General features: G+C 60.3%; 20 protein-coding genes. 8 read left to right on the forward strand and 12 right to left on the reverse strand.

Annotated features, from left to right (window positions below; translation table 11 throughout):
- Positions 1–33 precede the first annotated feature (33 nt).
- The 6 genes from AC1RJ3_RS28260 to AC1RJ3_RS28285 all read left to right on the forward strand — a co-directional run bounded on the left by AC1RJ3_RS28260 (position 34) and on the right by AC1RJ3_RS28285 (position 10,468).
- Positions 34–1,761, forward strand: coding sequence for an autotransporter assembly complex protein TamA (locus AC1RJ3_RS28260; RefSeq protein WP_493081745.1), 1,728 nt, complete (start codon positions 34–36; stop codon positions 1,759–1,761).
- The gene (locus AC1RJ3_RS28265) at positions 1,758–5,429 is read left to right on the forward strand and encodes a translocation/assembly module TamB domain-containing protein (RefSeq protein WP_493081747.1); all 3,672 of its coding nucleotides are present in this window, start codon (positions 1,758–1,760) and stop codon (positions 5,427–5,429) included. The genes AC1RJ3_RS28260 and AC1RJ3_RS28265 overlap by 4 nt, the downstream gene beginning before the upstream one ends.
- 281 nt (positions 5,430–5,710) lie before the next feature.
- Positions 5,711–6,184 carry a MarR family winged helix-turn-helix transcriptional regulator gene (locus tag AC1RJ3_RS28270; protein ID WP_054598367.1) on the forward strand — a complete coding sequence of 158 codons (474 nt, stop codon included), beginning with the start codon at positions 5,711–5,713 and terminating at the stop codon, positions 6,182–6,184.
- The gene (locus AC1RJ3_RS28275; RefSeq protein ID WP_493081749.1) at positions 6,181–7,656 is read left to right on the forward strand and encodes an efflux transporter outer membrane subunit; all 1,476 of its coding nucleotides are present in this window, start codon (positions 6,181–6,183) and stop codon (positions 7,654–7,656) included. Before AC1RJ3_RS28270 ends, AC1RJ3_RS28275 begins: the two co-directional genes overlap by 4 nt.
- 15 nt (positions 7,657–7,671) lie before the next feature.
- Positions 7,672–8,874, forward strand: a complete 1,203-nt coding sequence (locus AC1RJ3_RS28280; RefSeq protein ID WP_103317218.1) for an HlyD family secretion protein — start codon at positions 7,672–7,674, stop codon at positions 8,872–8,874.
- Positions 8,875–8,938: 64 nt separating this feature from the next.
- On the forward strand, positions 8,939–10,468 hold the full coding sequence (locus AC1RJ3_RS28285) for a DHA2 family efflux MFS transporter permease subunit (protein ID WP_347927084.1): 1,530 nt from the start codon (positions 8,939–8,941) through the stop codon (positions 10,466–10,468).
- Between the two features lie 80 nt (positions 10,469–10,548).
- Here AC1RJ3_RS28285 and AC1RJ3_RS28290 read toward each other — a convergent pair whose 3' ends face one another.
- Positions 10,549–11,298 carry a UDP-2,3-diacylglucosamine diphosphatase gene (locus tag AC1RJ3_RS28290; protein WP_493081752.1) on the reverse strand — a complete coding sequence of 250 codons (750 nt, stop codon included), beginning with the start codon at positions 11,296–11,298 and terminating at the stop codon, positions 10,549–10,551.
- Positions 11,295–11,798: a peptidylprolyl isomerase gene (locus AC1RJ3_RS28295; RefSeq protein WP_054597864.1), complete on the reverse strand. Its 504-nt coding sequence runs from the start codon at positions 11,796–11,798 to the stop codon at positions 11,295–11,297. The genes AC1RJ3_RS28290 and AC1RJ3_RS28295 overlap by 4 nt, the downstream gene beginning before the upstream one ends.
- Positions 11,799–12,076: 278 nt before the next feature.
- Between AC1RJ3_RS28295 and AC1RJ3_RS28300 the strand changes: the two genes are divergently transcribed.
- Together AC1RJ3_RS28300 and cysS are read left to right on the forward strand one after the other, a co-directional pair.
- Positions 12,077–13,774, forward strand: coding sequence for a glutamine--tRNA ligase/YqeY domain fusion protein (locus AC1RJ3_RS28300; protein WP_103319887.1), 1,698 nt, complete (start codon positions 12,077–12,079; stop codon positions 13,772–13,774).
- Positions 13,775–13,794: 20 nt separating this feature from the next.
- Positions 13,795–15,177 (forward strand): cysteine--tRNA ligase, encoded by a 1,383-nt coding sequence (cysS, locus tag AC1RJ3_RS28305; protein WP_019689810.1) that lies wholly within the window; start codon positions 13,795–13,797, stop codon positions 15,175–15,177.
- An 80-nt stretch (positions 15,178–15,257) separates the two neighbouring features.
- On the opposite strand, the gene AC1RJ3_RS28310 is transcribed toward cysS, so the two are convergent.
- From AC1RJ3_RS28310 to nuoG, 10 genes are all read right to left on the reverse strand, one after another.
- Positions 15,258–15,635, reverse strand: a complete 378-nt coding sequence (locus AC1RJ3_RS28310) for a type II toxin-antitoxin system VapC family toxin (RefSeq protein WP_103319884.1) — start codon at positions 15,633–15,635, stop codon at positions 15,258–15,260.
- Entirely contained in the window at positions 15,632–16,096 is a 465-nt protein-coding gene (locus AC1RJ3_RS28315) for a type II toxin-antitoxin system Phd/YefM family antitoxin (RefSeq protein ID WP_237142943.1), read from the reverse strand. Before AC1RJ3_RS28315 ends, AC1RJ3_RS28310 begins: the two co-directional genes overlap by 4 nt.
- Positions 16,097–16,270: 174 nt before the next feature.
- Complete coding sequence (gene nuoN / locus AC1RJ3_RS28320) at positions 16,271–17,734, reverse strand: NADH-quinone oxidoreductase subunit NuoN (RefSeq protein WP_019689813.1); 1,464 nt, start codon at positions 17,732–17,734, stop codon at positions 16,271–16,273.
- Positions 17,735–17,741: 7 nt separating this feature from the next.
- Positions 17,742–19,274: an NADH-quinone oxidoreductase subunit M gene (gene nuoM, locus AC1RJ3_RS28325; RefSeq protein WP_054597861.1), complete on the reverse strand. Its 1,533-nt coding sequence runs from the start codon at positions 19,272–19,274 to the stop codon at positions 17,742–17,744.
- A 39-nt stretch (positions 19,275–19,313) separates the two neighbouring features.
- Positions 19,314–21,167, reverse strand: a complete 1,854-nt coding sequence (gene nuoL / locus AC1RJ3_RS28330) for an NADH-quinone oxidoreductase subunit L (protein ID WP_103319882.1) — start codon at positions 21,165–21,167, stop codon at positions 19,314–19,316.
- Positions 21,164–21,472, reverse strand: a complete 309-nt coding sequence (gene nuoK / locus AC1RJ3_RS28335) for an NADH-quinone oxidoreductase subunit NuoK (protein WP_054597859.1) — start codon at positions 21,470–21,472, stop codon at positions 21,164–21,166. The genes nuoL and nuoK overlap by 4 nt, the downstream gene beginning before the upstream one ends.
- Before the next feature lie 4 nt (positions 21,473–21,476).
- The gene (nuoJ, locus tag AC1RJ3_RS28340) at positions 21,477–21,977 is read right to left on the reverse strand and encodes an NADH-quinone oxidoreductase subunit J (RefSeq protein ID WP_019689817.1); all 501 of its coding nucleotides are present in this window, start codon (positions 21,975–21,977) and stop codon (positions 21,477–21,479) included.
- A 9-nt stretch (positions 21,978–21,986) separates the two neighbouring features.
- Entirely contained in the window at positions 21,987–22,532 is a 546-nt protein-coding gene (gene nuoI, locus AC1RJ3_RS28345; RefSeq protein WP_203226134.1) for an NADH-quinone oxidoreductase subunit NuoI, read from the reverse strand.
- A 12-nt stretch (positions 22,533–22,544) separates the two neighbouring features.
- The gene (gene nuoH / locus AC1RJ3_RS28350; protein WP_019689819.1) at positions 22,545–23,552 is read right to left on the reverse strand and encodes an NADH-quinone oxidoreductase subunit NuoH; all 1,008 of its coding nucleotides are present in this window, start codon (positions 23,550–23,552) and stop codon (positions 22,545–22,547) included.
- Positions 23,549–26,263, reverse strand: coding sequence for an NADH-quinone oxidoreductase subunit NuoG (gene nuoG / locus AC1RJ3_RS28355; RefSeq protein WP_347927082.1), 2,715 nt, complete (start codon positions 26,261–26,263; stop codon positions 23,549–23,551). The genes nuoH and nuoG overlap by 4 nt, the downstream gene beginning before the upstream one ends.
- Between the last annotated feature and the right edge of the window lie 68 nt (positions 26,264–26,331).

Raw genomic sequence — 26,331 nt, forward strand, 5'->3', positions numbered from 1 at the left:
CACGCCCCCACGCTCGTGATAGCATCCGCGCCTATGAAGTTTCCAGGAAGATTTACCAGCGGTTTGCTCATGCTGTTCAGCAGTGTAGCGGCCCTGGCGCAAAGTGAATTGGACGTCAGGATCAAACCGTCCAACGATGAACTGAAGGCCAATATAGAGGGCTATATCGGCGGCCTCGGCGATCGCGATGAGGAAGCCTTGTTGCGCTTTCGTCGTGGCGCCGAAGAGCAGGCCCGCAAGGCCGCCCAGGCCTTGGGTTACTACCAGCCTCATATAGAAAGCGAAGTCAAAAACGGCAAGTCGCCAACGTTGGTGTTGAACATCGACCCCGGCGAACCGGTGCATTTGCGCAACGTGACCATTCGTGTCGACGGCCCGGCCGCGAGCCTCAAATCCTTTCGTGTGCCCAAGAGCGACCTGCTCAAATCCGGTGCTGTGCTTAATCACGGCCATTACGAAGACGCCAAGCGGCTGATCCAGAATCAGGCTTCGCGCTTCGGCTTTTTCAGTGGACGCTTTACCAGCCAGAAACTGTTGGTCGATCCTCGGGCTGGTGTCGCCGACATCGAACTGATTTACGACAGTGGCCCGCGTTATGCCCTGGGCAAGGTCAATTTCACCGGCGATACACCGTTCGACGAAGACCTGCTGCAACGCATGGTGCCGTTCAAGAGCGGCGCACCGTATGACTCCGAACTGATCGCCGAACTCAATCAGGCGTTGCAATCGAGCGGCTACTTCGACGCGGTGCGGGTGGATGCGGCGCCGACCGCTGCGGCCAATGATGTGATTCCGGTGGCGGTCAAACTCGACACGCGCAAACCGCGCACCATGGGTCTGGGGCTGGGCTTTTCGACGGACGTCGGGCCGCGGGCCAAGGCCAACTGGACCCGGCACTGGGTCAACGCCGAAGGCCACAGTTATGGCTGGGAAGCGGAAGTCTCGGCGCCACGGCAGAACGTCGGCCTCTGGTATGACGTGCCATTGGACCCGCCACTCACCGACAAACTGCGCTTTGCCGGTGGTTATCAAAATGAAGAACTGGCCAACACTGACAGCCTGAGCAAATTGCTGACCGTAGGCCCTGAATGGCACAGCAAATTGCCCAGCGGCTGGCAGCGGGTGATCTCGTTGAAATGGCAGCGCGAGGAATATCGCCTGGGCGACGATTCGGGCCTGAGTACCTTGTTGATGCCCGGCATCAGTTATTCCTATCTGCGCAGTGACAACCGCATCGACCCGCACAACGGTTACCGCTTGCAGTTCGAGAGCAAGGTGGCCAAGCAAGGGGTGGGTTCGGACAATAACGTGGTGTATGGCACTGCATTGGTCAAAGGCATCACCACGGTGTGGGACAACCATCGGTTCCTCGCTCGTGCACAGTTAGGTGGCAGTGCCACCAATGGTTATCGAACCATACCGCCGTCATTGCGCTTCTTTGCCGGTGGCGATCAGAGCGTGCGCGGTTACGACTATCAGAGCCTGTCACCGGAAAACTCCGCTGGCGAGCGCGTGGGTGGGCGTTACATGGTGGCTGGCAGCGTCGAGTATCAATATTCCATCGCCGAAAAATGGCGTATCGCAACCTTTGTCGATCAGGGCAACTCGTTTAACACGCTGGACCTGCCGAGCCTCAAGACCGGGGTCGGCGTCGGCGTGCGCTGGGTTTCTCCGGTCGGGCCGATCCGCCTCGACCTGGCCCATGCGCTGGATGATCCCGGTGGTATTCGTTTGCACTTTTCCATGGGGCCTGAGCTGTGAAGCGTGGTTTGAAAATAGCGCTGCTGGCGATGCTCTCGCTGGTGGCGTTGCTGTTGCTGAGCATCGGCGCCTTGCTCGGTACACCAGCGGGCAGCCGTTGGACGCTGGGCCAGGTGCCGGGTTTGAGCGTGGAGAATTTCCAGGGTCGCCTGGGCGGCCAATGGAGTGCCGATCACTTGCTCTGGCAGCAAACGGGCAGTCGGGTCGAGCTGAACAAGCCATTGTTCGCCTGGTCGCCACTGTGCCTGCTGCGCATGACCCTGTGCATCGAGCAATTGAAGGCTGAGCAAGTCATTCTGCAATTTGCTCCGAGCAGCGAAGCCAGCAGCGGGCCGATCAGCCTGCCCGAGTTGAAATTGCCGGTGGCGATCCAGTTGGGCGAGGTGCAGATCGGCAGCCTGTTGCTCAACGGAAGCGAGCAGCTCAAAGACCTGCAACTGGCCGCGCACTGGACGACCAAGGGCTTGCAGATCGACTCTGTGCATCTGCAACGCGACGACCTCAGCCTGGATTTGTCCGGGCTGCTGCAACCAACCGGCAACTGGCCGCTCAGCGCCGAAGGCAAGCTGACCTTGCCGGCACCGGGTAAAGCACCGTGGACGCTGGCGCTGAAAGTCGACGGCGATTTGTTGAAAACCCTGAACCTGCGCGCCGACAGCAGCGGTTACCTGCAAGGTCAACTGACGGGTGAGTTGCAACCGCTGGTGGAAAACCTGCCGGCCAAGGTGCGGATTACCGCCGATGGCTTCAAGGCCAGCGCGGATTTGCCGGACACCTTGCAGCTCAATCAGCTGGAACTGACCGGCAACGGTGACCTGAAAAGCGGTTATCAGTTGCTCGGCAAAGCGACATTGCCAGCGGAGCAGGGCCCGGTCGCGTTGCTGCTGCAAGGCAAGGTCGACGCCAAGGGCGCGCAGATCGCCGGGCTCGATCTGAGCGCCAATGACACGCAAAACCTCAAGCTGAGCGGCCAGCTCGATTGGTCCGAGGGGCTGAGTGCCGAGGCGAAAATCGATTGGCTGGACTTCCCGTGGCATCGGTTGTACCCGCTGATCGCCGAACCCCAGGTGGCGCTGCGCAGCTTCAATGGTCAAGTGTCCTACCGCGACGGCAACTACCTGGGCAACTTCAAGGCGGCGCTGGATGGTCCGGCCGGAGCGTTCAGCCTGAGCAGTCCGTTCAGCGGCGACCTGACGAAAATCTTCCTGCCGGAATTCAAACTGGCGGCAGGGCAGGGCAAGGCCGAAGGGCATTTGAACCTGCAGTTCGCCGATGGCATTGCCTGGGATACTGCGCTGGATTTGTCGGCGATCAACCCGGCGTACTGGCTGGCGGAGCTACCGGGGACCCTCGCCGGTCCGTTGCGCAGCAAGGGTGAAATGAAAAACGAACAACTGAGCCTCAACGCCGATCTCGACCTCAAGGGCAAGCTGCGCGGTCAGCCGGCCGTCTTGCAAGCCAAGGCCGATGGCGCGGGCGAGCGCTGGAACCTCAGCGCGCTGCACATTCGTCTGGGCGATAACCGCATCGATGGCAGCGGCAGTCTGCAACAGAAACTCGCCGGCCAGATCGACATCAAGGCACCACGTCTCGGCCAGCTCTGGCCGCAGTTGCGCGGTCAGCTCAACGGTCGGGTCGACGTCGCCGGCAACCTCAAGGCACCGCAAGGCAAACTCAGCCTGCAAGGCGTGCAGTTGGCGTTCGACGACAATCGCCTGCAAAGCCTGAACCTCGACGCCAGTCTCGACAGCGCGCAACGGGCGAAGATCGACCTCAAGGGCAGCGGCATTCAGGCCGGCGACACTCAACTGGGCACGCTGACCGCCAGCGGCCAGGGCGATATCAAAAGCCAGAAGCTGCAACTGGACCTGCTGGGCCCGCAACTGAAACTGGCGCTGGGCCTCGACGGCAATCTGGATAAAGGCAATTGGCGCGGCCGTTTGGCCAGTGGCGACATACAGGCTGGCGGCCAGGACTGGAAGCTGCAAAATCCGGCAAGAATCGAACGCCTGGCCGACGGCAAGCTGACCTTCGGCGCGCATTGCTGGATGTCCGGGCAGGCCAGCCTGTGCGGCGAAGACCAGCGGCTGATGCCCGAACCGAAGCTGCGTTACCACCTCAAGCAGTTTCCGATCGACAGCCTCGCGCAATGGCTGCCGAAAGATTTTGCCTGGCACGGCAAGCTCAATGCCGATGTGCAACTCGACCTGCCGGTCAGCGGCCCGAAAGGCCAGATCATGGTCGATGCCAGCGGCGGTACGCTGCGCATGAAGGAAAAGGATCAGTGGCTGGATTTCCCTTACCAGACGCTGAAACTGACCAGCACCCTGACCCCGAAACGCATCGACACGCAGCTCGACTTTGTCGGTGGCAAGTTGGGCGAGCTGATGGTGCAGGCGCAGATCAATCCATTACCCAAGAGCAAACCGCTGAGCGGCTCATTCCGTTTGAGCGGTCTGGACCTGTCGGTGGCGCGACCGTTTGTGCCGATGGTCGAGAAACTGACCGGGCGCTTGAATGGCAGCGGCAGTTTGTCGGGCGGGCTGCTGGCGCCGCAGGTCAATGGCAACCTGACCCTCAGTGACGGTGAAATCTCTGGCCCACAGCTGCCGACGCGATTCGAAGCGTTGCAGCTTCAGGCGCAGATTGCCGGTGAGAGCGTGCAACTCAACGGCGGCTGGAAAAGCGGCAAGGCCGGGCAGGGCAGCTTGAACGGGCATGTTGCCTGGGGTCAGGCGTTGGTGGTGGATCTGAGCCTCAAAGGCACACAACTGCCGGTCACGGTCGAGCCGTACGCCGTGCTGGAAGTGGCGCCGGACCTGAAAATCTCGATCAACAACGACAAACTGGCGATTGTCGGCAAGGTGCAGGTGCCCAAGGGCGAAATCACCGTGCGTGAGTTGCCGCCATCAACGGTCAAGGTCTCCGATGACACGGTGATCGTCGGTCACCAGACCGAAGCGGGCAAACCGCCGATGGCCATGGCGATGGACATCGATGTGGCGGTTGGTGAGGACAAGCTCAGCTTTACCGGGTTCGGCCTGACGGCGAACCTGCAAGGTCATGTGCACATCGGTGACAACATGGACACCCGCGGCGAGCTCTGGCTCAACGATGGCCGTTATCGTGCGTACGGCCAGCGCCTGACGGTACGGCGAGCGCGGCTGCTGTTCGCCGGGCCCATCGATCAGCCGTATCTGGACATCGAAGCGGTGCGCCAGACCGACGACGTGATCGCCGGTATTCGCCTGAGCGGCAGCGCCGAGCAGCCGACCACGCAGATCTTCTCGGAACCGGCGATGAGCCAGGAACAGGCATTGTCCTATCTGGTGCTCGGGCGTCCGCTGACCAGCAACGGCGAAGACAACAACATGCTGGCTCAAGCTGCGTTGGGACTGGGCTTGATGGGCAGTTCCGATCTGACCGGCAGTCTGGCCAAGGATCTGGGCATTCAGGACTTCCAGCTCGACACCCAGGGCAGCGGCACCACCACCAGCGTGGTGGCCAGCGGCAACCTCTCCGAGAAACTCAGTTTGCGTTACGGCGTCGGCGTATTCGAACCGGCCAACACCATCGCCTTGCGCTACAAACTGAGCAAAATGGTCTACCTGGAAGCCGCCAGCGGCATCGCCAGTTCGCTGGATATCTTCTACAAACGGGATTTCTAAGCCCGCCCCCGATTGGGGCCGCTCCCTGTGGCGAGGGGGCTTGCCCCAAATCTGCAATCACATTCGTTCAGGCACACGTCGATTTTGATATCGACGGCTGCTGCGCACCCGAACGGGGCGGTGCGGCGTTTCGACAAGCCCCCTCGCCACAATGATTGCGATCTTATTCCCGCCATTTATCAGCTAATTACAAAGCTTCCTAACTATTGCGTTGACATTCGCTGCCTAAGCAGTAATATCTGGACATACTTTCCCTGCCTAGGCAGCTAATGGGTGGTCAGATGAAACATTTCACGCCAGACGAATTCCAGAATTGCCACCTCGGTCTCTTGCTCGGGCGCGCCGCGCTGCTCAAGGACCGAATCATCGATACGCACATGGAACCCCATGGCATCACCGCAGCGCAGTTCAAGGTGCTGATCATCATGGCCCAGTTTGGCGTCGATACCCCGGCTGAGCTGTGCCGGCACCTGTCACTGGACAGCGGTTCGATGACCCGCATGCTCGATCGTCTGGAACAGAAGGGTTTTCTCTCCCGCCAACGCTGCGAAGGCGACCGCCGTCAGGTACGGCTGGTACTGACCGGGGAAGGCCAGAAGCTGGCCGACCGTCTGCCGCATATCGGTGCCGAGGCGATGAACGAACTGGCAGGCGCCATCACTCCAGAAGAGTTGAAAACCCTGGAGCAGATCCTGAAGAAAATTTTGCTGGCGGCCGGTGATCCGATCACCGTGCTGCGGGTAGGTGACAAATGAGCAGTAAAACCTTGCGTACTCGCGTCAGCCTGGTGCTGTTGGCCATGAGCCTGGCCGGGTGTGCCAGCTACAGCGGCCTGAACACCCAAGGCGTGAGCCTCGATGCGAAAACCCTCAAGGCCGGGCAGTCCCTCAACGGTGTCAGCCTGTCGCCGGCGGCCTGGCCAAAAAGCGACTGGTGGAAAAGCCTTGGCGACCCGCAGCTCGACGGCCTGATCCGCGAAGCCCTGCACGACAGCCCGGACATGCAGATCGCCGACGCCCGTGCCCACCAGGCCAGCGCCGCCGCTTATGCCGCCGATGCCGCGCGGATGCCGACCCTCGACGCCAGCGCCAGTGTCAGCCGCTCGCGCCTGGCGCGTGACAAGGACCCGACCGGAGCGGGCGGCAACTACGCCACGGTGCGCAGCATCGGTGCCAGCTTCAATTACACCTTCGACCTTTGGGGCGGTCAGCGTGCCAACTGGGAAGCGGCGCTGGGCCAGGCCCGCGCGGCTGAAGTCGATCAGCAAGCCGCGCAACTGACCTTGTCGGCCGACGTCGCCCGCGCCTACAGCAACCTGGGGCAGGCCCATATCGTTTATGACCTGGCTAACGACGACCTCAAGCGCACCCGGCAAATGCTCGATCTGAGCAAGCGCCGACTGAGCTCCGGCATCGATAGCCAATACCAGTATCAGCAAACCGAAAGCCTGGAAGCCAGCTCCGAAGCGACGTTGATCGACGCTGAAAAGACCCTGCAGAGCGCGAAAATCGCCCTGGCCGTGCTGCTCGGCAAAGGCCCGGATCGTGGTAATGAGATTGCCCGACCGAAAGTCCTTCAGGCCAGCGCCGTGGCGTTGCCATCGACGTTGCCGGCCGAGTTGCTCGGTCGTCGCCCAGACCTGATCGCCGCGCGCTGGCGGGTCGAGGCAGCGAGCAAAAGCATCGACGCCGGCAAGACAAAGTTCTACCCGAACCTCAACCTGAGCGCCGCCGCCGGTACCGAATCGTTGTTGGGTGACGCGATGTTCGGCTCGGCGAGTCGCTTCTTCAACATTATGCCCACCGTGTCGTTGCCGATCTTCGATGGCGGCCGCTTGCGCGCCAACCTCGATGCACGCGACGCCGACTACGACCTCGCCGTTGCGCAGTACAACAAGACGCTGGTGAAAGCCTTGGGGGATGTCAGCGACACGATTTCCCAGTTGCGTGACATCGGTCGGCAGATTGGTGCGCAGCAACACGCCACCGACATTGCCCAGGATTCTTACAACACGGTGGTCCAGCGTTACGGATCCGGCATCGGTAACTACCTGGACGTGCTCAGCATCGAGCAGCAATTGCTCCAGGCCCAGCGTCAGTTGGCGAACCTGAATGCCGAGCAGATCGATCTGTCGATTCAACTGATGCAGGCACTGGGCGGCGGCTTTCAAGCCGACACCCTGGCCACGGCCACCCCATCCGCAGCGCCTGCCACGCTGAATCAATAATTCAAGGTACTTGTCATGGCCACTATCGAAAACAACCCAACGCCTGAAAGCGCCCAAGACGCGGGCAATCCAGGCAAACGCAAATTCATGCTGCTGGTGCTGACGGTCCTGGTGATTGTTGGCTGCCTGGGTGTCTGGGGTTGGCACGAACTCTACGGACGCTGGAGCGAAAGCACCGACGATGCCTACGTCAATGGCAACGTGGTGGAAATCACGCCGCTGGTCACCGGCACGGTTGTCAGCATCGGTGCAGACGATGGCGATCTGGTCCACGAAGGCCAGGTGCTGGTCAACTTCGACCCGAACGACGCGCAAGTCGGCCTGCAAAGTGCACAAGCCAATCTGGCCCGCACCGTGCGCCAGGTGCGCGGCCTGTACAGTAACGTTGACGGCATGAAAGCCCAGGTCAACGCCCAGAAAGCCGAAGTGCAGAAGGCTCAGGACAACTTCAATCGCCGGAAGAATCTGGCGGCGGGCGGGGCGATTTCCCAGGAAGAACTGTCCCACGCACGGGATGACCTGACCTCGGCGCAAAACGCCCTGGCCAATGCCCAGCAGCAACTCGCCACCACCAGCGCGCTGGTCGATGACACGGTGGTTTCGTCCCACCCGGACGTCCAGGCCGCCGCTGCGCAAGTGCGCCAGGCTTACCTGACCAACGCCCGCAGCACGCTGATCGCGCCGGTCACCGGTTATGTGGCCAAGCGCACCGTCCAGCTGGGCCAGCGGGTCCAGCCGGGGACTGCGCTGATGGCGGTGATCCCGCTGGATCAACTGTGGATCGACGCCAACTTCAAGGAAACCCAGCTGCGTGACATGCGCATCGGTCAGCCGGTAGACATCGAAGCCGACCTCTATGGCAGCGAAGTGAAATACAACGGCACCATCGACAGCCTGGGCGCCGGGACCGGCAGTGCGTTTGCCTTGCTGCCGGCGCAAAACGCGACCGGTAACTGGATCAAGATCGTTCAGCGGGTGCCGGTGCGGATTCACATCAACGCCGAGCAACTGGCCCAGCACCCGTTGCGGGTCGGTCTGTCGACGATGGTCAACGTTAACCTGCGCGACCAGAGCGGTCCGGTGCTGGCGCAGCAATCGCCACAAAAAGCTTCGTTCAGCACCAACGTCTACGACCGTCAGTTGGCCGAGGCCGACGCAATGATTAGCCGCTTGATCCACGACAACAGCTCACTGGCGGCCAAAACCGCTCAACGCTGATTCGCCAATCCCTCAGCTGCGGCCGTAACGGTCGCAGCGACTGCCTCGTTTCAAAGGATTCGCGATGAGTACTAACGCGTCTTTCAAACCGCCCAGCCTGGTGCTCAGCACCATTGGCCTGTCGCTGGCGACCTTCATGCAGGTGCTCGACACCACCATCGCCAACGTGGCCTTGCCGACTATTTCCGGCAACCTGGGCGTGAGTTCGGAGCAGGGCACCTGGGTCATCACCTCGTTCGCCGTGAGCAACGCCATCGCGCTGCCGCTGACCGGTTGGTTGAGTCGGCGTTTTGGCGAAGTGAAGCTGTTTCTGTGGGCGACCATTCTCTTCGTGCTGGCGTCGTTCCTCTGCGGTATCTCGACCTCGATGCCCGAACTGGTCGGCTTCCGCGTGGTGCAAGGGTTGGTGGCGGGGCCGTTGTATCCGATGACCCAGACGCTGCTGATTGCGGTTTATCCGCCGGCGAAACGGGGGATGGCCCTGGCGTTATTGGCGATGGTCACGGTGGTCGCACCGATTGCCGGTCCCATACTCGGTGGCTGGATTACCGACAGTTATAGTTGGCCGTGGATTTTCTTCATCAACGTGCCGATTGGCGTGTTCGCGGTGATGGTGGTCAAGCAGCAGCTCAAGGAGCGTCCGGTGGTCATCAGTCGTCAGCCGATGGATTACATCGGTCTGTTGACCCTGATCATTGGTGTCGGCGCGTTGCAGATCATCCTCGACAAAGGCAATGACCTGGACTGGTTCGAGTCGAACTTCATCATTATCGGTGCGGCTATTTCGGTGATTGCGCTGGCGGTGTTCGTGATCTGGGAGATGACCGACAAGCACCCGGTGGTGAATCTGCGGCTGTTTGCCTATCGCAACTTCCGCATCGGCACCATCGTGTTGGTCTTCGGTTACGCCGGGTTCTTTGGTATCAACCTGATTCTGCCGCAGTGGCTGCAAACCCAGATGGGCTACACCGCGACCTGGGCCGGATTGGCAGTGGCGCCGATCGGTATTCTGCCGGTGCTGATGTCGCCCTTTGTCGGCAAGTACGCGCACCGGTTCGACCTGCGGCTGCTGGCCGGGCTGGCGTTCCTGGCAATTGGCCTGAGCTGCTTCATGCGCGCCGGCTTCACCAATGAGGTGGACTTCCAACACGTGGCACTGGTGCAGTTGTTCATGGGGATTGGCGTAGCGCTGTTCTTCATGCCGACCCTGAGCATTCTGATGTCGGACCTGCCACCGCATCAGATCGCCGACGGCGCGGGGCTGGCAACATTCCTGCGGACCCTGGGCGGCAGTTTTGCGGCATCGCTGACCACCTGGATCTGGATCCGTCGCGCCGATCAGCATCACGCTTACCTGAGCGAAAGCCTCAGCACGTTTGATCCGGCAACCCGGGACACGCTGAATACGCTGGGCGGGGCGGGCAATCCGGCGTATGCGCAGCTTGACCACCTGCTGACCAGCCAGGCGTACATGCTCTCCACCGTGGATTACTTCACGCTGCTGGGCTGGGGCTTTATGGGCTTGATTCTGCTGGTGTGGCTGGCCAAACCGCCGTTTGCGGCGAAGGCGGGGCCGGAGGCGAGCGGACATTGATAAGGGGGATGAGGGGACGTAGCAGCTGCCTCGCAAGCTCGACAGCTGCTACGGGCTGAGTTGTGGTGTTTACGGGCCGCTCAGCTACCTGGCAATGCCAGCTGCGGGTTCACAAAATCAAACGCCGCCAGCTGAAACCCTTGCTCATCCACCTGCAACGCCCACCCCTGGCGATCCCAATCCCCCAGCACAATGCGCTTGGCGGCTTGCTCGCCAATCTGCAATTTGTGGATGGCGGGGCGGTGGGTGTGGCCGTGGACCAGGGTTTTCACGCTGTATTGCTGCATGATCCGCGGGATTTCCTCGGGGGTCACATCGACGATGTCGTTGGCTTTCATCCGGGTTTGCGCGCGGCTTTCGCTGCGTAGCTTGCGCGCCAGTTTGCGGCGGGTGCGCAGCGGCAGATGGCGCAGGATGAACAAGCTGATGGGGTTGCGCAGGTAACGGCGCAGTTTCATGTAGCTTTCGTCGCGGGTACACAGACTGTCGCCGTGCATCAACAGCACCGGCTCACCTGCAAGTTGCACGACACTCGGATCCTTGAGCAGGGTGCAGCCGGCTGCTTTGCAGAAGGCCTTGCCGAGCAGAAAATCACGATTGCCGTGCATCAGAAAGATTGCCGTGCCGCTGTCGCTAAGTTCGCGCAGGGCCTGGCAGATGGAGCGTTGGAAGGGGCTCATGGCGTCGTCGCCAATCCACACCTCGAAAAAGTCGCCAAGAATGTACAGCGCTTGCGCCGAACGGGCGCGGGTGGCGAGCAAATCCAGAAACGCCCGGGTAATGTCCGGGCGCTCCTCTTCCAGATGTAAATCTGAAATCAGCAATATCACTCAATGATCTCGGCTTTCTCGATGATCACGTCGTCTGCTGGTACGTCCTGGTGACCGGACTTCATGGTGGTCGAAACACCTTTGATCTTGTCGACAACGTCAGTGCCTGCAACCACTTTACCGAATACCGCGTAGCCCCAGCCCTGTGCGGTTTTGCCGCTGTGGTTGAGGAAGCTGTTGTCAGCGACGTTGATGAAGAACTGTGCGGAAGCCGAATGCGGCTCCATGGTGCGGGCCATGGCGACGGTGTATTTGTCGTTGGAAAGACCGTTGTCAGCTTCGTTCTGGATGCTTGGACGCTTGTCTTTCTTTTCCTTCATGCCTGGCTCGAAACCGCCGCCCTGGATCATGAAGTTGCCGATGACACGGTGGAATACAGTGTTCTCGTAGTGGCCGGCTTTAACGTATTCAATGAAGTTGGCCACGGTGATCGGGGCTTTCTCGGCGTTCAGTTCCAGGACGATGTCGCCGTGGTTGGTGGTCAGTTTGACTTGAGTCATGATCGATACTCTTTTAAGGAGAAACGTTTTCAAGGAATTCGTGGCTTTCGGGGCGCTGCGAGACGCGTGCGAGCCCCTGCCTGTTTGGCAAAAAATCGCCAAGGTGCGCAGTTTAGCGTGATGGCCGCGAATTTCGAGGCTGTTTTTCATATCCAGTGGATTAAAAGCAGCAGTTTTAGGGCCTGCTCTGTCAGGCGCTTGACCGCATCGGCTATGATAGCGGCTTTGTTTTGTCAGGCCCTTTATTCTGGCCACGCACTTGTACGTTCAAGGATCCTATGAGCAAGCCGACTGTCGACCCCACCTCGAATTCCAAGACTGGCCCTGCCGTGCCGGTCAATTTCCTGCGCCCGATCATCCAGGCGGATCTGGACTCGGGTAAGCACACGCAGATCGTCACCCGTTTCCCGCCTGAGCCCAACGGCTACCTGCACATCGGTCACGCCAAGTCGATCTGTGTGAACTTTGGCCTGGCCCAGGAGTTCGGTGGCGTGACGCACCTGCGTTTCGACGACACCAACCCGGCCAAGGAAGACCAGGAATACATCGACGCCATCGAAAGCGACGTCAAGTGGCTGGGCTTTGAGTGGTCCGGTGAAGTGCGCTATGCCTCGCAATATTTTGACCAGTTGCACCAGTGGGCGGTCGAGCTGATCAAGGCGGGCAAGGCCTACGTCGACGACCTGACCCCTGAACAAGCCAAGGAATACCGTGGCAGCCTGACCGAGCCGGGCAAGAACAGCCCGTTCCGCGACCGTTCGGTTGAGGAAAACCTCGACCTGTTCGCCCGCATGAAGGCCGGCGAGTTCAAGGACGGCGCACGCGTGCTGCGGGCCAAGATCGACATGGCCTCGCCGAACATGAACCTGCGCGACCCGATCATGTACCGCATCCGTCATGCCCATCACCACCAGACCGGTGACAAGTGGTGCATTTACCCGAACTATGACTTCACTCACGGTCAGTCGGACGCCATCGAAGGCATCACTCATTCGATCTGCACCCTGGAGTTCGAAAGCCATCGTCCGCTGTACGACTGGTTCCTCGATAACCTGCCAGTACCGGCGCACCCGCGTCAGTACGAGTTCAGCCGTCTGAACCTGAACTACACCATCACCAGCAAGCGCAAGCTCAAGCAACTGGTCGATGAAAAGCACGTCAATGGCTGGGACGATCCGCGCATGTCCACGCTGTCGGGCTTCCGCCGCCGTGGCTACACGCCGAAATCGATCCGCAACTTCTGCGAAATGATCGGCACCAACCGTTCCGACGGCGTGGTTGACTTCGGCATGCTCGAATTCAGCATCCGTGACGACCTTGACCACAGCGCCCCGCGCGCCATGTGCGTACTGCGTCCGCTGAAAGTCGTGATCACCAACTACCCGGAAGGTCAGGTCGAAAACCTCGAACTGGCGTGCCACCCGAAAGAAGACATGGGCGTGCGTGTTCTGCCATTCGCCCGTGAGATCTACATCGACCGTGAAGACTTCATGGAAGAGCCGCCGAAGGGCTACAAGCGCCTGGAGCCTGCCGGTGAAGTGCGCCTGCGCGGCAGCTACGTGATCCGTGCCGACGAAGCGATCAAGGATGCCGATGGCAACATCGTCGAACTGCGTTGCTCGTATGACCCTGAAACCCTGGGCAAGAACCCTGAAGGCCGCAAGGTCAAAGGTGTGATCCACTGGGTGCCGGCCGCGGCCAGCGTCGAGTGCGAAGTGCGTCTGTACGATCGCCTGTTCCGTTCTCCGAACCCGGAGAAGGCCGAAGACAGCGCCAGTTTCCTGGACAACATCAACCCTGACTCACTGCAAGTCCTCACCGGTTGTCGTGCTGAACCCTCGTTGGGCAATGCACAGCCGGAAGACCGTTTCCAGTTCGAGCGCGAAGGTTACTTCGTCGCGGATATCAAGGACTCGAAACCGGGCGCTCCGGTATTCAACCGTACCGTGACCCTGCGTGATTCGTGGGGCCAGTGATCAAGTCTTAAGGAACAATCGTGCTTACGATCTACAACACGCTCACCAAGAGCAAAGAAGTCTTCAAGCCGCTGGATGGCAACAAGGTGCGCATGTACGTCTGCGGGATGACCGTGTACGACTACTGCCACCTGGGCCACGGCCGCAGCATGGTCGCGTTCGACCTGGTGACCCGCTGGTTGCGGTTCAGCGGTTACGACCTGACCTACGTGCGCAACATCACTGACATCGACGACAAGATCATCAACCGCGCCCGTGAAAACGGCGAGTCGTTCGAAGCGTTGACCGAGCGCATGATCGCGGCAATGCACGAAGACGAGTCGCGCTTGAACATCCTCAAGCCGGACATGGAACCGCGCGCCACCGGCCACATTGCCGGCATGCACGCGATGATCCAGACCCTGATCGACAAGGGCTACGCCTACGCGCCGGGTAACGGCGACGTGTACTACCGCGTCGCCAAGTTCATGGGCTACGGCAAGCTGTCGCGCAAGAAAATCGAAGACCTGCGCATCGGCGCCCGCATCGAAGTCGACGAGTCGAAACAGGACCCGCTGGACTTCGTCTTGTGGAAAGCCGCCAAACCGGGTGAGCCGAGCTGGGAATCGCCATGGGGCGCCGGGCGTCCGGGCTGGCACATCGAATGCTCGGTGATGTCGACCTGCTGCCTCGGTGAGACTTTCGATATTCATGGCGGCGGCAGCGACCTTGAGTTCCCGCACCACGAAAACGAAATCGCCCAGAGCGAAGCGGCCACCGGCAAGACCTACGCCAACGCGTGGATGCATTGCGGGATGATTCGCATCAATGGCGAGAAGATGTCCAAGTCCTTGAACAACTTCTTCACCATTCGCGACGTGCTCGACAAGTACCACCCGGAAGTCGTGCGCTACCTGCTGGTATCGAGTCACTACCGCAGCGCGATCAACTACTCGGAAGACAACCTCAAGGACGCCAAAGGCGCTCTGGAGCGTTTCTACCACGCGCTGAAAGGCCTGCCGACGGTTCCGGCCGCCGGTGGCGAAGCCTTTGTCGAACGTTTCACCCAGGTGATGAACGACGACTTCGGCACGCCGGAAGCCTGCGCGGTGCTGTTCGAGATGGTGCGCGAGATCAACCGTCTGCGTGAGAGCGATCTGAACGCGGCGGCAGGTCTGGCGGCACGCCTGAAAGAACTGGCCAGTGTGCTTGGCGTGTTGCAGCTTGAAGCCGATGACTTCCTGCAAGCCGGCGCTGAAGGCCGGGTCGATGCAGCAGAAGTCGAGGCGCTGATTCAGGCGCGCCTGACCGCCCGTGCCAACAAGGACTGGGCCGAGTCGGACCGCATCCGCGACCAGCTCACCGCCATGGGTGTGGTGCTGGAAGACGGCAAGGGCGGCACGACCTGGCGCCTGGCTGACTGAAGCCTGCTTGAGCTAAAAACAAAACCCGCCTAGTGCGGGTTTTTGTTTGATGGACGTAATCTTTGTTGAGATAGAACCAGTTAAACCAAAATAGCGAGTGATGTGTATTTGGCGACTAAAGGGTCGGCGGTGAGTAGCTTCATTGGTTCTGTGATTGCAGTTGCAACAATAAGGCGATCGAACGGATCGCGATGGTGATGTTCGAGGTCTTTCACTGCAATGGCGTGTTCTGAAGTGACAGGCAACTCTATGAAACCGCTTTCGAGGCAGTATTCTCGAACCTCTTCCAAATCAACGCTTAGCTTTCCCAGCCCAACCTTGATCGCCATCTCCCAGAAAGTAGCTGCGCTGATGTAAATCTCAGCGGCGCTCTCAATGAGTTTTCTGGCTCTGCCGGATAGTTTTGGATCATCACTGAGAGTCCAAAGCAGAATATGTGTATCGAGTAAGACCCTCATCCAGGAGTCCCTTCAAATGCGTCCAGCATCTCATCCGGTAGCGGCGCATCAAAGTCTTCAGGCAGGGTCAGTTTGCCTTTCATCGCTCCGATGCGCCGTCCGGAGGGTTTTCCCACGGGAACAAGGCGGGCAAGGGCTCGGCCATGTTTAGCGATCGTGATGATCTGTCCGGAAGCAGCGTCATCGACCAGTTTGGACAAATTGTTTTTTGCTTCACCTAACGGAACGATGATCATGATGCCCCTCCAATATTCTGGACAAATATAGCCAGAATTTTTGGGGTAGGCAAAGGTGAGCGGACAATAGGTCGCGTTGTCATGTGTCGAGTTAGCGGTGAAAGGTCGAGAGGTTTTTGAGGGTGCTGGCGATTCGGGAGTACCCCTTACCAGAATGTTGCGTTGTTGCTCAGTCGCCAGGCATTTAAAACCTTCGACTACGTCTGAAAAAATATCCTGTTTCATTGAATGCTCCTGATAGCCCGTCACTCACCTTAGCGCTTGGTTGCATCAGCCGGATGTCAGCTGCCACCGGTCTCTTTGCAGGCATATTCCGAGAAAGGGGAGAGCAGTCCCCCAAACGCAAAAACGGCACCCGAAGGTGCCGTTTGTGTTTTCTGCTGCGTATCGCTTAAGCGATCAACCCGCCAGGCCAGTCTGCTGAACCAGTGCCAGCAACGGCTGTGGGTACAGGCCGAGGAAGAACGCCAGCACTGCGATGGCCAGCAGCATCACGCCGCCTGCCTTTTGTTCCCAGTGCAGCTGGGCGTCGACGCGACGCAGGTTTGGCTCGATCAGGTACAGGGTGACCATCACGCGCAGGTAGTAGAAGACGCCGATGGCGCTGCCCAGTACCAGGGAGCCGACCAGCCACCATTGGTGAGACTCGACACCGGTGGCGATGATGTAGAACTTGCCGATGAAGCCTGCGGTCAGCGGGATGCCGGCCAGCGACAACATCATCACGGTCAGAACAGCGGTCAGGTACGGACGACGCCAGAACAGGCCGCGGTACTCGTACAGTGCGTCAGCGTCACGGCCTTTGTACGGCGAGGACATCAGGGTGATCACGCCGAAAGCACCGAGGCTGGTGATCACGTAGGTGACCAGGTACACGCCGATGGCTTCCATCGCCAGACCCTTGCTTGCCACCAGGGCGATCAGCAGGTAACCGAAGTGGGCGATAGACGAGTAACCCAGCAGACGCTTGAGGTTGCTCTGGGTCAGTGCCAACAGGTTACCGAACAGGATCGAGGCAATCGCGATCACGGTCAGCACAGTGCTCAACACACCGCTGCTGGCCACTGGCGATATCTGGAACAGACGCACCATGACCGCGAACACGGCAACTTTCGAGGCGGTGGCCAGGAATGCTGCAACCGGTGCCGGGGCACCTTCGTAGACGTCCGGCGTCCAGAGGTGGAACGGTACCAGCGACAGCTTGAATGCCAGGCCGATCAGCATCATGCCCAGGCCCATCTGCGCCAGCGGGCTTGGCAGTCCGGTGGCCGCAAGGGCGTGGCCGATGCCGCTGAAGCTCAGGGTGCCGGCTTCGGCGTAGAGCAGGGCCATACCGAACAACAGGAACGCCGAACCGGCTGCCGACAGCACCATGTACTTGATGCCGGCTTCCAGTGAGCGCTTGTTGAAGAAGGCATAGGCCACCAGACCGTAGACCGGTACCGAGAGCAGTTCCAGACCGACGAACAACCCGGCCAGGTGCTGCGCGCTGACCAGAACCAGGCCACCGGCGGCAGCCATCAGGATCAGCAGGTACAGTTCTTCACGGTTGCCCGGGTAACCCGTACCGCCTTCGCCGAGGTAGGCATGGGCGAGAGTGACGCAAGCGAGGGTGGCGACCAGGATCAGCGCCATGTACAGGCAGGCAAAGCTGTCGATCTGCAGCAAGGGCGTCACGGCCAGAGGCGCGACTTTCAAAGCTGGCAGGATCGACAGCAAGGCCAGGTTCAGACCCGCGACCGACAGCAGGAAGGTCTGCGAGTGGTTGCGGCGCCAGGCGATCGCCAGCATCACCACGATGATCGTGGCGCTGGTGATCAACAATGGCGCAAGCGCGATAAAGTGTTGAATCGTAAAGTCCATAGCGCTCTTACCGGGCCGAAGCGAGTTGAGTGAAGGCGGTACCGAACCATTGCTGCACGCCATGCATCGTCGCGGCAGAGGTATCGAGGAACGGTTGCGGGTAGACGCCGATGTAAATCAGCAGTGCCGCCAGTCCAACCACCATGATCATTTCGCGAGTATCCATGCCATGCAGCACGGCGTCCGATTTGGACGGACCGAAGTAGGCACGGTGAATCATGATCAGCGAGTAGACCGAACCGAACACCAGGCCGGCAGTCGCGATCACGGTGACCCACGGCGCGCTGGCGAAGGTGCCGATCAGGATCAGGAACTCACCGACGAAGTTACCGGTCACCGGCAGGCCCAGCGAAGCTGCAGCGAAGAACAGGCTGATGGCAGGCAGGTAGGCGATCTTCGACCACAGGCCGCCCATCTCACGCATGTCGCGAGTGTGGGTGCGCTCGTAGAGCTGGCCGCAGAGGATAAAGAGTGCCGCTGCCGACAGGCCGTGCGCGAGCATCTGGATCACTGCGCCTTGCAGGGCCAACTGGCTGCCGGAGTAGATGCCGATCAACACGAAGCCCATGTGCGAAACGCTGGAGTACGCAACCAGGCGCTTGATGTCGGTCTGGGCGAACGCCAGGAACGCACCGTAGAAGATCCCGACCAGGCCCAGGGCCATGGCGAACGGCGCGAACTCGGCCGACGCATTCGGGAACAACGGCAGGGCGAAACGCAGCAGACCGTACGCAGCGGTCTTCAGCAGAATACCGGCCAGGTCAACGGAACCCGCAGTCGGTGCCTGTGCGTGAGCATCCGGCAGCCAGGAGTGGAACGGCACTACCGGCAGCTTCACCGCGAAGGCGATGAAGAAGCCGAGCATCAGAACGTACTCGGTGGTCAGCGACATCTTGGTTTTCAACAGGTCGGCGTAGTTGAAAGTAATCACGCCAGTGCTGTTGAAGTTGACCAGTACCAGACCCAGGATCGCCACCAGCATGATCAGGCCGCTGGCCTGAGTGAAGATGAAGAACTTGGTCGCCGCGTAGATCCGGGTTTTCTTGCCGTCCGAAGAACTGTGACCCCAGAGCGCGATGAGGAAATACATCGGCACCAGCATCATTTCCCAGAAGAAGAAGAACATGAACAGGTCGAGCGCGAGGAACACGCCGACGACACCGCCCAGGATCCACATCAGGTTCAGGTGGAAGAAGCCAACATGACGCTGGATCTCTTTCCACGAGCAGAGTACCGAGAGGACACCCAGCAGACCGGTCAGCATGATCATCAACAGCGACAGGCCGTCGAGGGCCAGGTGCACGTTGATGCCGAAGCGCTCGATCCAGACATGCTTGAACTCAAGCGCCCAGGTCTGATCGGCGCCAGGCGCCGGAGCAAATGAATAGTCACCGTGGGCCCACAGCCAGAGGCCGAGGGAGAGCAGCAGGGACATGGTGATCAGCGCAATCCAGCGGGGGAGGGTAGCGCCGAAGCGCTCACCCATCCAGCACAGCAGGCCGCCGATGAAGGGGATCAGGATTAGCCATGGCAAAATCATGACGGGCTCGTTTCCTTTCGCAAGTTCGCAAGGTTCATATCAGACCGCTACCAGCACGACAGCGCCGATAACCAGCACGGCACCAGCAGCCATCGAGGCGGCGTACCAACGCAGTTGACCTGTTTCGGTACGGCTCAGGGAGTTGTGACCCCCTTTGGCCATCCGCGGGATCAAACCGATGGTTTGGTCGAACGGGTCTTTGCGCAGCATGTGGCTGATCGCAAGGTACGGCTTGACGAACAGTTTGTCGTAGATCCAGTCGAAGCCCCAGGCCGCGAACCACCAGGCCGAGAGCAGACGGCCGATGCCGCTGTTGGCGATGGCGGTGACGAAGCGACGCTTGCCGAGGAACAGCAGCGCGGCCAGCAGGATACCGGACAGGGCGATAGCGCCCGAGGCCAGTTCCAGGCTGTGCTTGGCTTCGCCGCCGGCATGCCCAACGCTTTCTGGCAGTACGCCGTGCAGTGGCGGAACGATCATCGCGCCAATGGCGGTCGACAGTACGATCAGCACCGACAGTGGCAGCCAGTGAGCGATGCCGTGACCGGCGTGGGCTTCGGTCTTCACTTCACCGTGGAACGCGATGAAGATCAGGCGGAAGGTGTACAGCGACGTCATGAAGGCACCCACCAGACCTGCATAGAGCAGACCGTGGTTGCCGCTGGCGAAGGCTTCCCAGAGGATTTCGTCTTTCGAGTAGAAACCTGCGGTCACCAGTGGCAGGGCCGCAAGGGCCGCGCCGCCGACGATGAAGCTGGTGTAGGCCAGTGGCAGTTTCTTCCACAGACCGCCCATCTTGAAGATGTTCTGCTCGTGGTGGCAGGCAACGATCACCGAACCGGAAGCAAGGAACAGCAGCGCCTTGAAGAATGCGTGAGTCATCAGGTGGAAGATCGCGCCTTCCCAGGCACCTACGCCCAGCGCCAGGAACATGTAGCCGATCTGGCTCATGGTCGAGTAGGCGAGGATACGTTTGATGTCGGTTTGGACCAGGGCTGCGAAACCGGCGAGCACCAGGGTCACACCGCCGACGATGCCGACCAGGTGCAGGATATCCGGTGCCAGGGCGAACAGACCGTGGGTACGGGCGATCAGGTAGACACCGGCGGTCACCATGGTCGCGGCGTGGATCAGTGCCGAAACCGGGGTAGGGCCGGCCATCGCATCCGCCAGCCAGGTTTGCAGCGGCAGTTGCGCGGATTTACCGACAGCGCCACCCAGCAGCATCAGGGTCGCCATGACGATCCAGAAGTCGCCGGTCTTGAAGTGCTCAGGCGCTTTGACCAGCAGCTCTTGAATGTTCAGCGTGCCCAACTGCTGGAACAGGATGAACAGGCCGATGGCCATGAACACGTCACCGATACGGGTGACGATGAAGGCTTTGAGTGCGGCGTTACCGTTGTTGCGGTTGCTGTAGTAGAAACCGATCAACAGGTAGCTGCACAGGCCCACGCCTTCCCAACCGAAGTACAGGAACAACAGGTTATCGCCCAGCACCAGGAACAGCATGCTGGCGATAAACAGGTTGGTGTACGCGAAGAAGCGCGAGTAACCGTCTTCACCGCGCATGTACCAGGACGCGAACAGGTGGATCAGGAAGCCCACGCCGACGACCACACCGAGCATAGTCACGGACAGGCCATCCAGGTACAGGGCGAAGTTCGGCTTGAAGTCGCCTACCGACATCCACTGCCACAACACCTGGGTGACGTGACCGCCTTCAGGCGGCGCGACGTTGAACTGCCAGATCACATAGGCAGCAACGATCGCCGAGAGGCCGACGGAGCCGACGCCGATCAGCGCCGAGAGGTTTTCCGAGAGGCGCCCGCGTGAGAACGAAAGCAGCAGGAAACCGATCAGGGGGAATACGAAAGTCAGATAGAGAAGGTTCATCCGCGCATCTCGCTGGCAGCGTCGATATCGAGAGTGTGGAAGCGGCGATGCAGCTGCAACAGAATCGCCAGGCCAATACTGGCCTCGGCAGCTGCCAGGCTGATCACCAGGATGAACATGATCTGTCCATCCGGCTGGCCCCAACGGCTACCGGCAACGATGAACGCCAGTGCGGAGGCATTCATCATGACCTCCAGGCTCATCAGCACGAAAAGAATGTTGCGGCGGACCATCAGGCCAACCAGACCGAGGCAGAACAGGATGCCGGCAACCGCCAGACCATGTTCGAGAGGGATAGCAGGCATAAAGTTACTCCTTCGCCTCGTTGCGGCCCAAGTGGAACGCCGTGACGGCTGCAGCGAGCAGCAGCATCGAGGCGAGTTCGACCACCAGCAGATAAGGACCGAACAGGCTGATGCCCACGGCCTTGGCGTCTACGGTGGTGTGGCCGACGCCGGTGCCGCTGGAATGGCTGAACAGCACATACAGCAGTTCAGCCAGCAGCAGCGCAGCCAGTACCACCGGCCCCGCCCAGATACCGGGCTTGAGCCAGACGCGCTCTTGCTGAACCGAGGCGGGGCCGAGGTTCAGCATCATCACCACGAACACGAACAGCACCATGATGGCGCCAGCGTAGGCGATCACTTCCAGTACACCGGCAAATGGCGCACCGAGGCTGAAAAAGGTCATCGCCACGGCGAGCAGCGAAATAATCAGGTAGAGCAGGGCGTGTACAGGATTGGTGTTGGTGATCACGCGAAGCGTGGACACAACGGCAACTCCTGACGCGAAATAGAAAGCGAATTCCATCTTTCTTCCTTAAGGCAGCAAGCTCTTCACGTTGATCGGTTCGGCTTCATTCTGCGCGGAGCCTTTCGGCTTGCCAGCAATGGCCATACCTGCAACACGATAGAAGTTGTAGTCAGGGTTTTTGCCGGGTCCTGCGATCAAAAGATCTTCTTTCTCGTAAACCAGGTCCTGACGCTTGAACTCGGCCATTTCGAAATCCGGTGTCAGCTGGATCGCGGTGGTCGGGCAGGCTTCCTCGCAGAGGCCACAGAAAATGCAGCGCGAGAAGTTGATACGGAAAAACTCCGGGTACCAGCGACCGTCTTCGGTTTCGGCTTTCTGCAGCGAGATGCAACCGACCGGGCATGCCACGGCGCAGAGGTTGCAGGCAACGCAACGCTCTTCACCATCGGGGTCGCGGGTCAGGACGATACGTCCACGAAAGCGCGGCGGCAGGTACACCGCCTCTTCCGGATATTGCAGCGTGTCGCGCTTGCGGAAGGCATGGCCGAAGATCATCACCAGGCTGCGAAGCTGGGTGAAGAAGCCATGCACGATGTCAAAAATATACTTCATGATTCTCTATCCTCACTGAGCCGCGATGGCGGGCGTGTTGAGCAACACGATCGCAGCGGTCACCAGCATGTTGACGAGGGTCAGCGGCAGGCAGAACTTCCAGCTGAAGTCCATCACTTGGTCATACCGTGGGCGCGGAATCGAGGCGCGCAGCAGGATGAAGAACATGATGAAGAACGCGGTTTTCAGTGCGAACCAGATGAACGGGATCTGCGGCAGAATGCCGAACGGACCGTGCCAGCCACCGAAGAACAAGGTTACCAGCAGCGCCGAAATCAACACGATGCCGATGTACTCGCCGACGAAGAACATGCCCCATTTCATGCCGGCGTATTCAATGTGGTAACCGTCGGCCAGTTCCTGCTCCGCTTCCGGCTGGTCGAACGGGTGACGGTGAGTCACGGCGACGCCGGCAATGAAGAAGGTCAGGAAACCGAAGATCTGCGGAATGACGAACCACAGGTGCTGGGCCTGGTAGTCAACGATGTCGCGCATGTTGAACGAGCCGACCTGGATCACGATGCCCATCAGCGACAGGCCCATGAACACTTCGTACGACACGGTTTGTGCCGAGGCCCGCAAACTGCCCAGCAAGGCGAACTTGTTGTTACTCGACCAGCCGGCGAACAACACCGCGTAGACCGACAGACCGGCCATGGCGAAGAAGAACAGGATGCCGATGTTCAGGTCCGCGACACCCCAGGTCGGGGTGATCGGGATGATCGCGAAGGCAATCAGCAAGGCGCTCATGGCCACGACCGGCGCCAGGGTGAAAATCACCTTGTCGGCGAACGGCGGCGTCCAGTCTTCCTTGAAGAACATCTTGATCATGTCGGCCGCGATCTGGAACGCGCCGAACGGGCCGACGCGGTTCGGACCGTAACGGTCCTGCCAGAGGGCGAGCAAACGACGCTCGACCCAGCTCAACAGCGCGCCGCAGACCACTACGGCGAGCAGGATCACGATGGCCTTGAGCACCGCGATGATGATGTCGATCACTTCAGGAGTGAACAAGGTCATTGCGCTGCCTCCTGCAGACCGTCAACGGATTTGCCAAAGATTGCCGGTGGAATGCCGGCGATACCCGCAGGCAGCGCCACCAGGCCGGCGCCCAGTTCTTCGTTGATGCGCAGCGGCAGACGCAGGGTCTGGCCGGCAACGTTCAAGCTCAGCATGGCACCGTCATTGACGCCCAGGCGATCGGCTTCGGACTTGGCCAGCGACACATAAGCAGCCGGAATGCGTTCCTGGACCGGAGCGGCTTTAGAAGAGTTCTCTTCGCTGCCGAACAGGTGATAGAACGGCACAACCTGCCAAGTGCCTTGGGCCGGATTGAATGCACGCGGAACACTGGCGAACCAGTTCAGCGAATCACCCTGGCTTTCGATCAGGCGAGCACCCGGATCACCGGCACGCAGGTGACCACCGACTTCGTCCTGGAACTTGTTCCAGGCTTGCGGCGAGTTCCAGCCCGGCGACCAGGCGAATGGTACTTGCTGACGCGGTTCGACCGAGCCCGAGTAACCTTCCATGGAGAACGAGAACGCGGTGTCGTTGTCCTGGGATGTACGCGGCTCGTGCACGCTGATGTCGGCGCGCATGGCGGTCCGGCCACTGTAACGCAACGGTTCGCGGGCCAGTTTCAGGCCTTTGATCCGGAACGAAGCGGACGGTGCGGCGTTGACGATGCCGGCCAGTTGTGGAGTGCTCGAAGCGCAGGCCGCGGTGACGTGGTCCAGTTGGGTCCAGTCGATCGGCTGGTTCAGCAGGGTTGCGCGCAGGGCATGCAGCCAGCGCCAGCCTTCGTGAACCAGGATGCTCGCATCGAGGTAAGTCGGGTCGAAGACCTGGAAGAAGCGCTGGGCGCGGCCTTCCTGGCTGACCAGCGTACCGTCGCCTTCAGCGAAGCTGGCAGCTGGCAGAACCAGGTGCGCGCGATCGCTGGTAGCGGTTTTCTGATGGTCGGCAACGATCACCACTTTGGCGGCGGTCAGGGCCGCATCGACCTTGGCTTTGTCGGTGCGGGTGTACAGATCGTTTTCCAGCACCACGATGGCGTCGGCTTTACCCTCGATCACCGCTTGCAGGGCTGCATCGACCGATTCGCCGCCGAGCATGGCCAGGCCGAGGCTGTTGGCCTCTGGCACGATCAGGCTGATGGAACCGTTCTTCTCGCGCAGCTTCAGGGCTTTGGCGATGTTCGCCGCCGCTTCGATCAGGGCTTTGGAGCCCAGCGAAGTACCGGCGATGATCAGTGGGCGCTTGGCCGCGAGCAGGGCGTTGGCGATGCGTTGAGCCAGTTCGAGAGCTTCGCTGTCCAGGCCTTCAACGGCTGGAGCGCTGGCGTCGAGGGCGTGAGCCACGGCGAAACCGATACGTGCCAGGTCGTCTGGAGCGGCGTGAACGCATTCTTCAGCCACGTCGTCGAGCTTGGTTTCGGCCAGGCTTGCGATAAACAGCGGGTTCAGCGCGTGCTGACCGATGTTTTTCACCGCGGCGTCGAGCCAAGGCTGAACACGCATCGCGTCGGCCATGTCTTCGGCTTTGCCCTTGACCGATTGACGCAGGGCCAGGGCCATGCGCGCAGCGGTCTGGGTCAGGTCTTCACCGAGGACGAAAATCGCGTCGTGGTCTTCGACGTCGCGCATGTTCGGGATCGGCAGCGGGCTGTCTTTCAGCACCTGCATGACCAGGCGAATACGCTCGAGCTCGGAAGCCTCGATACCCGAGTAGAAGTGCTCGGCACCGACCAGTTCGCGCAGGGCATAGTTGCTTTCAAGGCTGGCACGCGGCGAACCGATACCGACGATGTTGCGACCGCGCAGCAGGTCAGCGGCTTTATCCAGCGCTTCGTCGAGGCTCAGCTTCGCGCCGTTGGCCAGCAGCGGCTGACGTGGGCGATCTTCGCGGTTGACGTAGCCATAACCGAAACGGCCACGGTCGCACAGGAAGTACTGGTTCACCGAACCGTTGAAGCGGTTTTCGATGCGACGCAGTTCGCCGTAACGCTCACCCGGGCTGATGTTGCAACCGCTGGAGCAGCCATGGCAGATGCTCGGCGAGAACTGCATGTCCCATTTACGGTTGTAGCGCTCGGAGTGAGTCTTGTCGGTGAACACACCGGTCGGGCAGACCTCGGTGAGGTTGCCGGAGAACTCGCTTTCGAGGGTGCCGTCTTCAACGCGACCGAAGTACACGTTGTCGTGGGCGCCGAATACACCGAGGTCAGTACCGCCGGCGTAGTCTTTATAGAAGCGTACGCAGCGATAGCAGGCGATGCAGCGGTTCATTTCGTGGGAAATGAACGGGCCCAGTTGCTGGTTCTGGTGGGTACGCTTGGTGAAGCGGTAACGGCGCTCGTTGTGGCCGGTCATTACCGTCATGTCTTGCAGGTGGCAGTGACCGCCTTCCTCGCACACGGGGCAGTCGTGCGGGTGGTTGGTCATCAACCATTCGACGACGCTTGCGCGAAACACTTTGGCTTCTTCGTCGTCGATGGAGATCCAGCTGCCGTCGGTCGCAGGGGTCATGCAGGACATGACGATACGACCACGCTTGTCGTTCTCGTCGGTGTACTGCTTGACGGCGCACTGGCGGCAAGCGCCAACGCTGCCAAGGGCGGGGTGCCAGCAGAAATAAGGGATATCGAGGCCTAGCGACAGACATGCCTGTAACAGGTTGTCTGCCCCATCGACTTCGAGCTCTTTGCCGTCTACGTGGATAGTGGCCATGGTTCAAAGTTCTTCGTTGGCCCGGTGTCAGCGGGCGTGGCTAATGGAATCTTGTTATCCGTCCAAAT

It is taken from the genome of Pseudomonas sp. GW822-FHT04C11 (genome assembly GCF_058800905.1).

What these genes read in the sequence shown, in the direction of transcription:
- AC1RJ3_RS28285 (WP_347927084.1), top strand. Translation starts at nt 8,939, where the DNA reads ATGAGTACTAACGCGTCTTTCAAACCGCCCAGCCTGGTGCTCAGCACC.
- AC1RJ3_RS28295 (WP_054597864.1), bottom strand. Translation starts at nt 11,798, where the DNA reads ATGACTCAAGTCAAACTGACCACCAACCACGGCGACATCGTCCTGGAA.
- nuoM (WP_054597861.1), bottom strand. Translation starts at nt 19,274, where the DNA reads ATGATTTTGCCATGGCTAATCCTGATCCCCTTCATCGGCGGCCTGCTG.
- AC1RJ3_RS28310 (WP_103319884.1), bottom strand. Translation starts at nt 15,635, where the DNA reads ATGAGGGTCTTACTCGATACACATATTCTGCTTTGGACTCTCAGTGAT.
- nuoK (WP_054597859.1), bottom strand. Translation starts at nt 21,472, where the DNA reads ATGCCTGCTATCCCTCTCGAACATGGTCTGGCGGTTGCCGGCATCCTG.
- AC1RJ3_RS28300 (WP_103319887.1), top strand. Translation starts at nt 12,077, where the DNA reads ATGAGCAAGCCGACTGTCGACCCCACCTCGAATTCCAAGACTGGCCCT.
- AC1RJ3_RS28260 (WP_493081745.1), top strand. Translation starts at nt 34, where the DNA reads ATGAAGTTTCCAGGAAGATTTACCAGCGGTTTGCTCATGCTGTTCAGC.
- AC1RJ3_RS28315 (WP_237142943.1), bottom strand. Translation starts at nt 16,096, where the DNA reads ATGAAACAGGATATTTTTTCAGACGTAGTCGAAGGTTTTAAATGCCTG.
- nuoL (WP_103319882.1), bottom strand. Translation starts at nt 21,167, where the DNA reads ATGAACCTTCTCTATCTGACTTTCGTATTCCCCCTGATCGGTTTCCTG.
- nuoJ (WP_019689817.1), bottom strand. Translation starts at nt 21,977, where the DNA reads ATGGAATTCGCTTTCTATTTCGCGTCAGGAGTTGCCGTTGTGTCCACG.
- nuoH (WP_019689819.1), bottom strand. Translation starts at nt 23,552, where the DNA reads ATGACCTTGTTCACTCCTGAAGTGATCGACATCATCATCGCGGTGCTC.
- nuoI (WP_203226134.1), bottom strand. Translation starts at nt 22,532, where the DNA reads ATGAAGTATATTTTTGACATCGTGCATGGCTTCTTCACCCAGCTTCGC.
- AC1RJ3_RS28280 (WP_103317218.1), top strand. Translation starts at nt 7,672, where the DNA reads ATGGCCACTATCGAAAACAACCCAACGCCTGAAAGCGCCCAAGACGCG.
- AC1RJ3_RS28275 (WP_493081749.1), top strand. Translation starts at nt 6,181, where the DNA reads ATGAGCAGTAAAACCTTGCGTACTCGCGTCAGCCTGGTGCTGTTGGCC.
- AC1RJ3_RS28270 (WP_054598367.1), top strand. Translation starts at nt 5,711, where the DNA reads ATGAAACATTTCACGCCAGACGAATTCCAGAATTGCCACCTCGGTCTC.
- nuoN (WP_019689813.1), bottom strand. Translation starts at nt 17,734, where the DNA reads ATGGACTTTACGATTCAACACTTTATCGCGCTTGCGCCATTGTTGATC.
- nuoG (WP_347927082.1), bottom strand. Translation starts at nt 26,263, where the DNA reads ATGGCCACTATCCACGTAGACGGCAAAGAGCTCGAAGTCGATGGGGCA.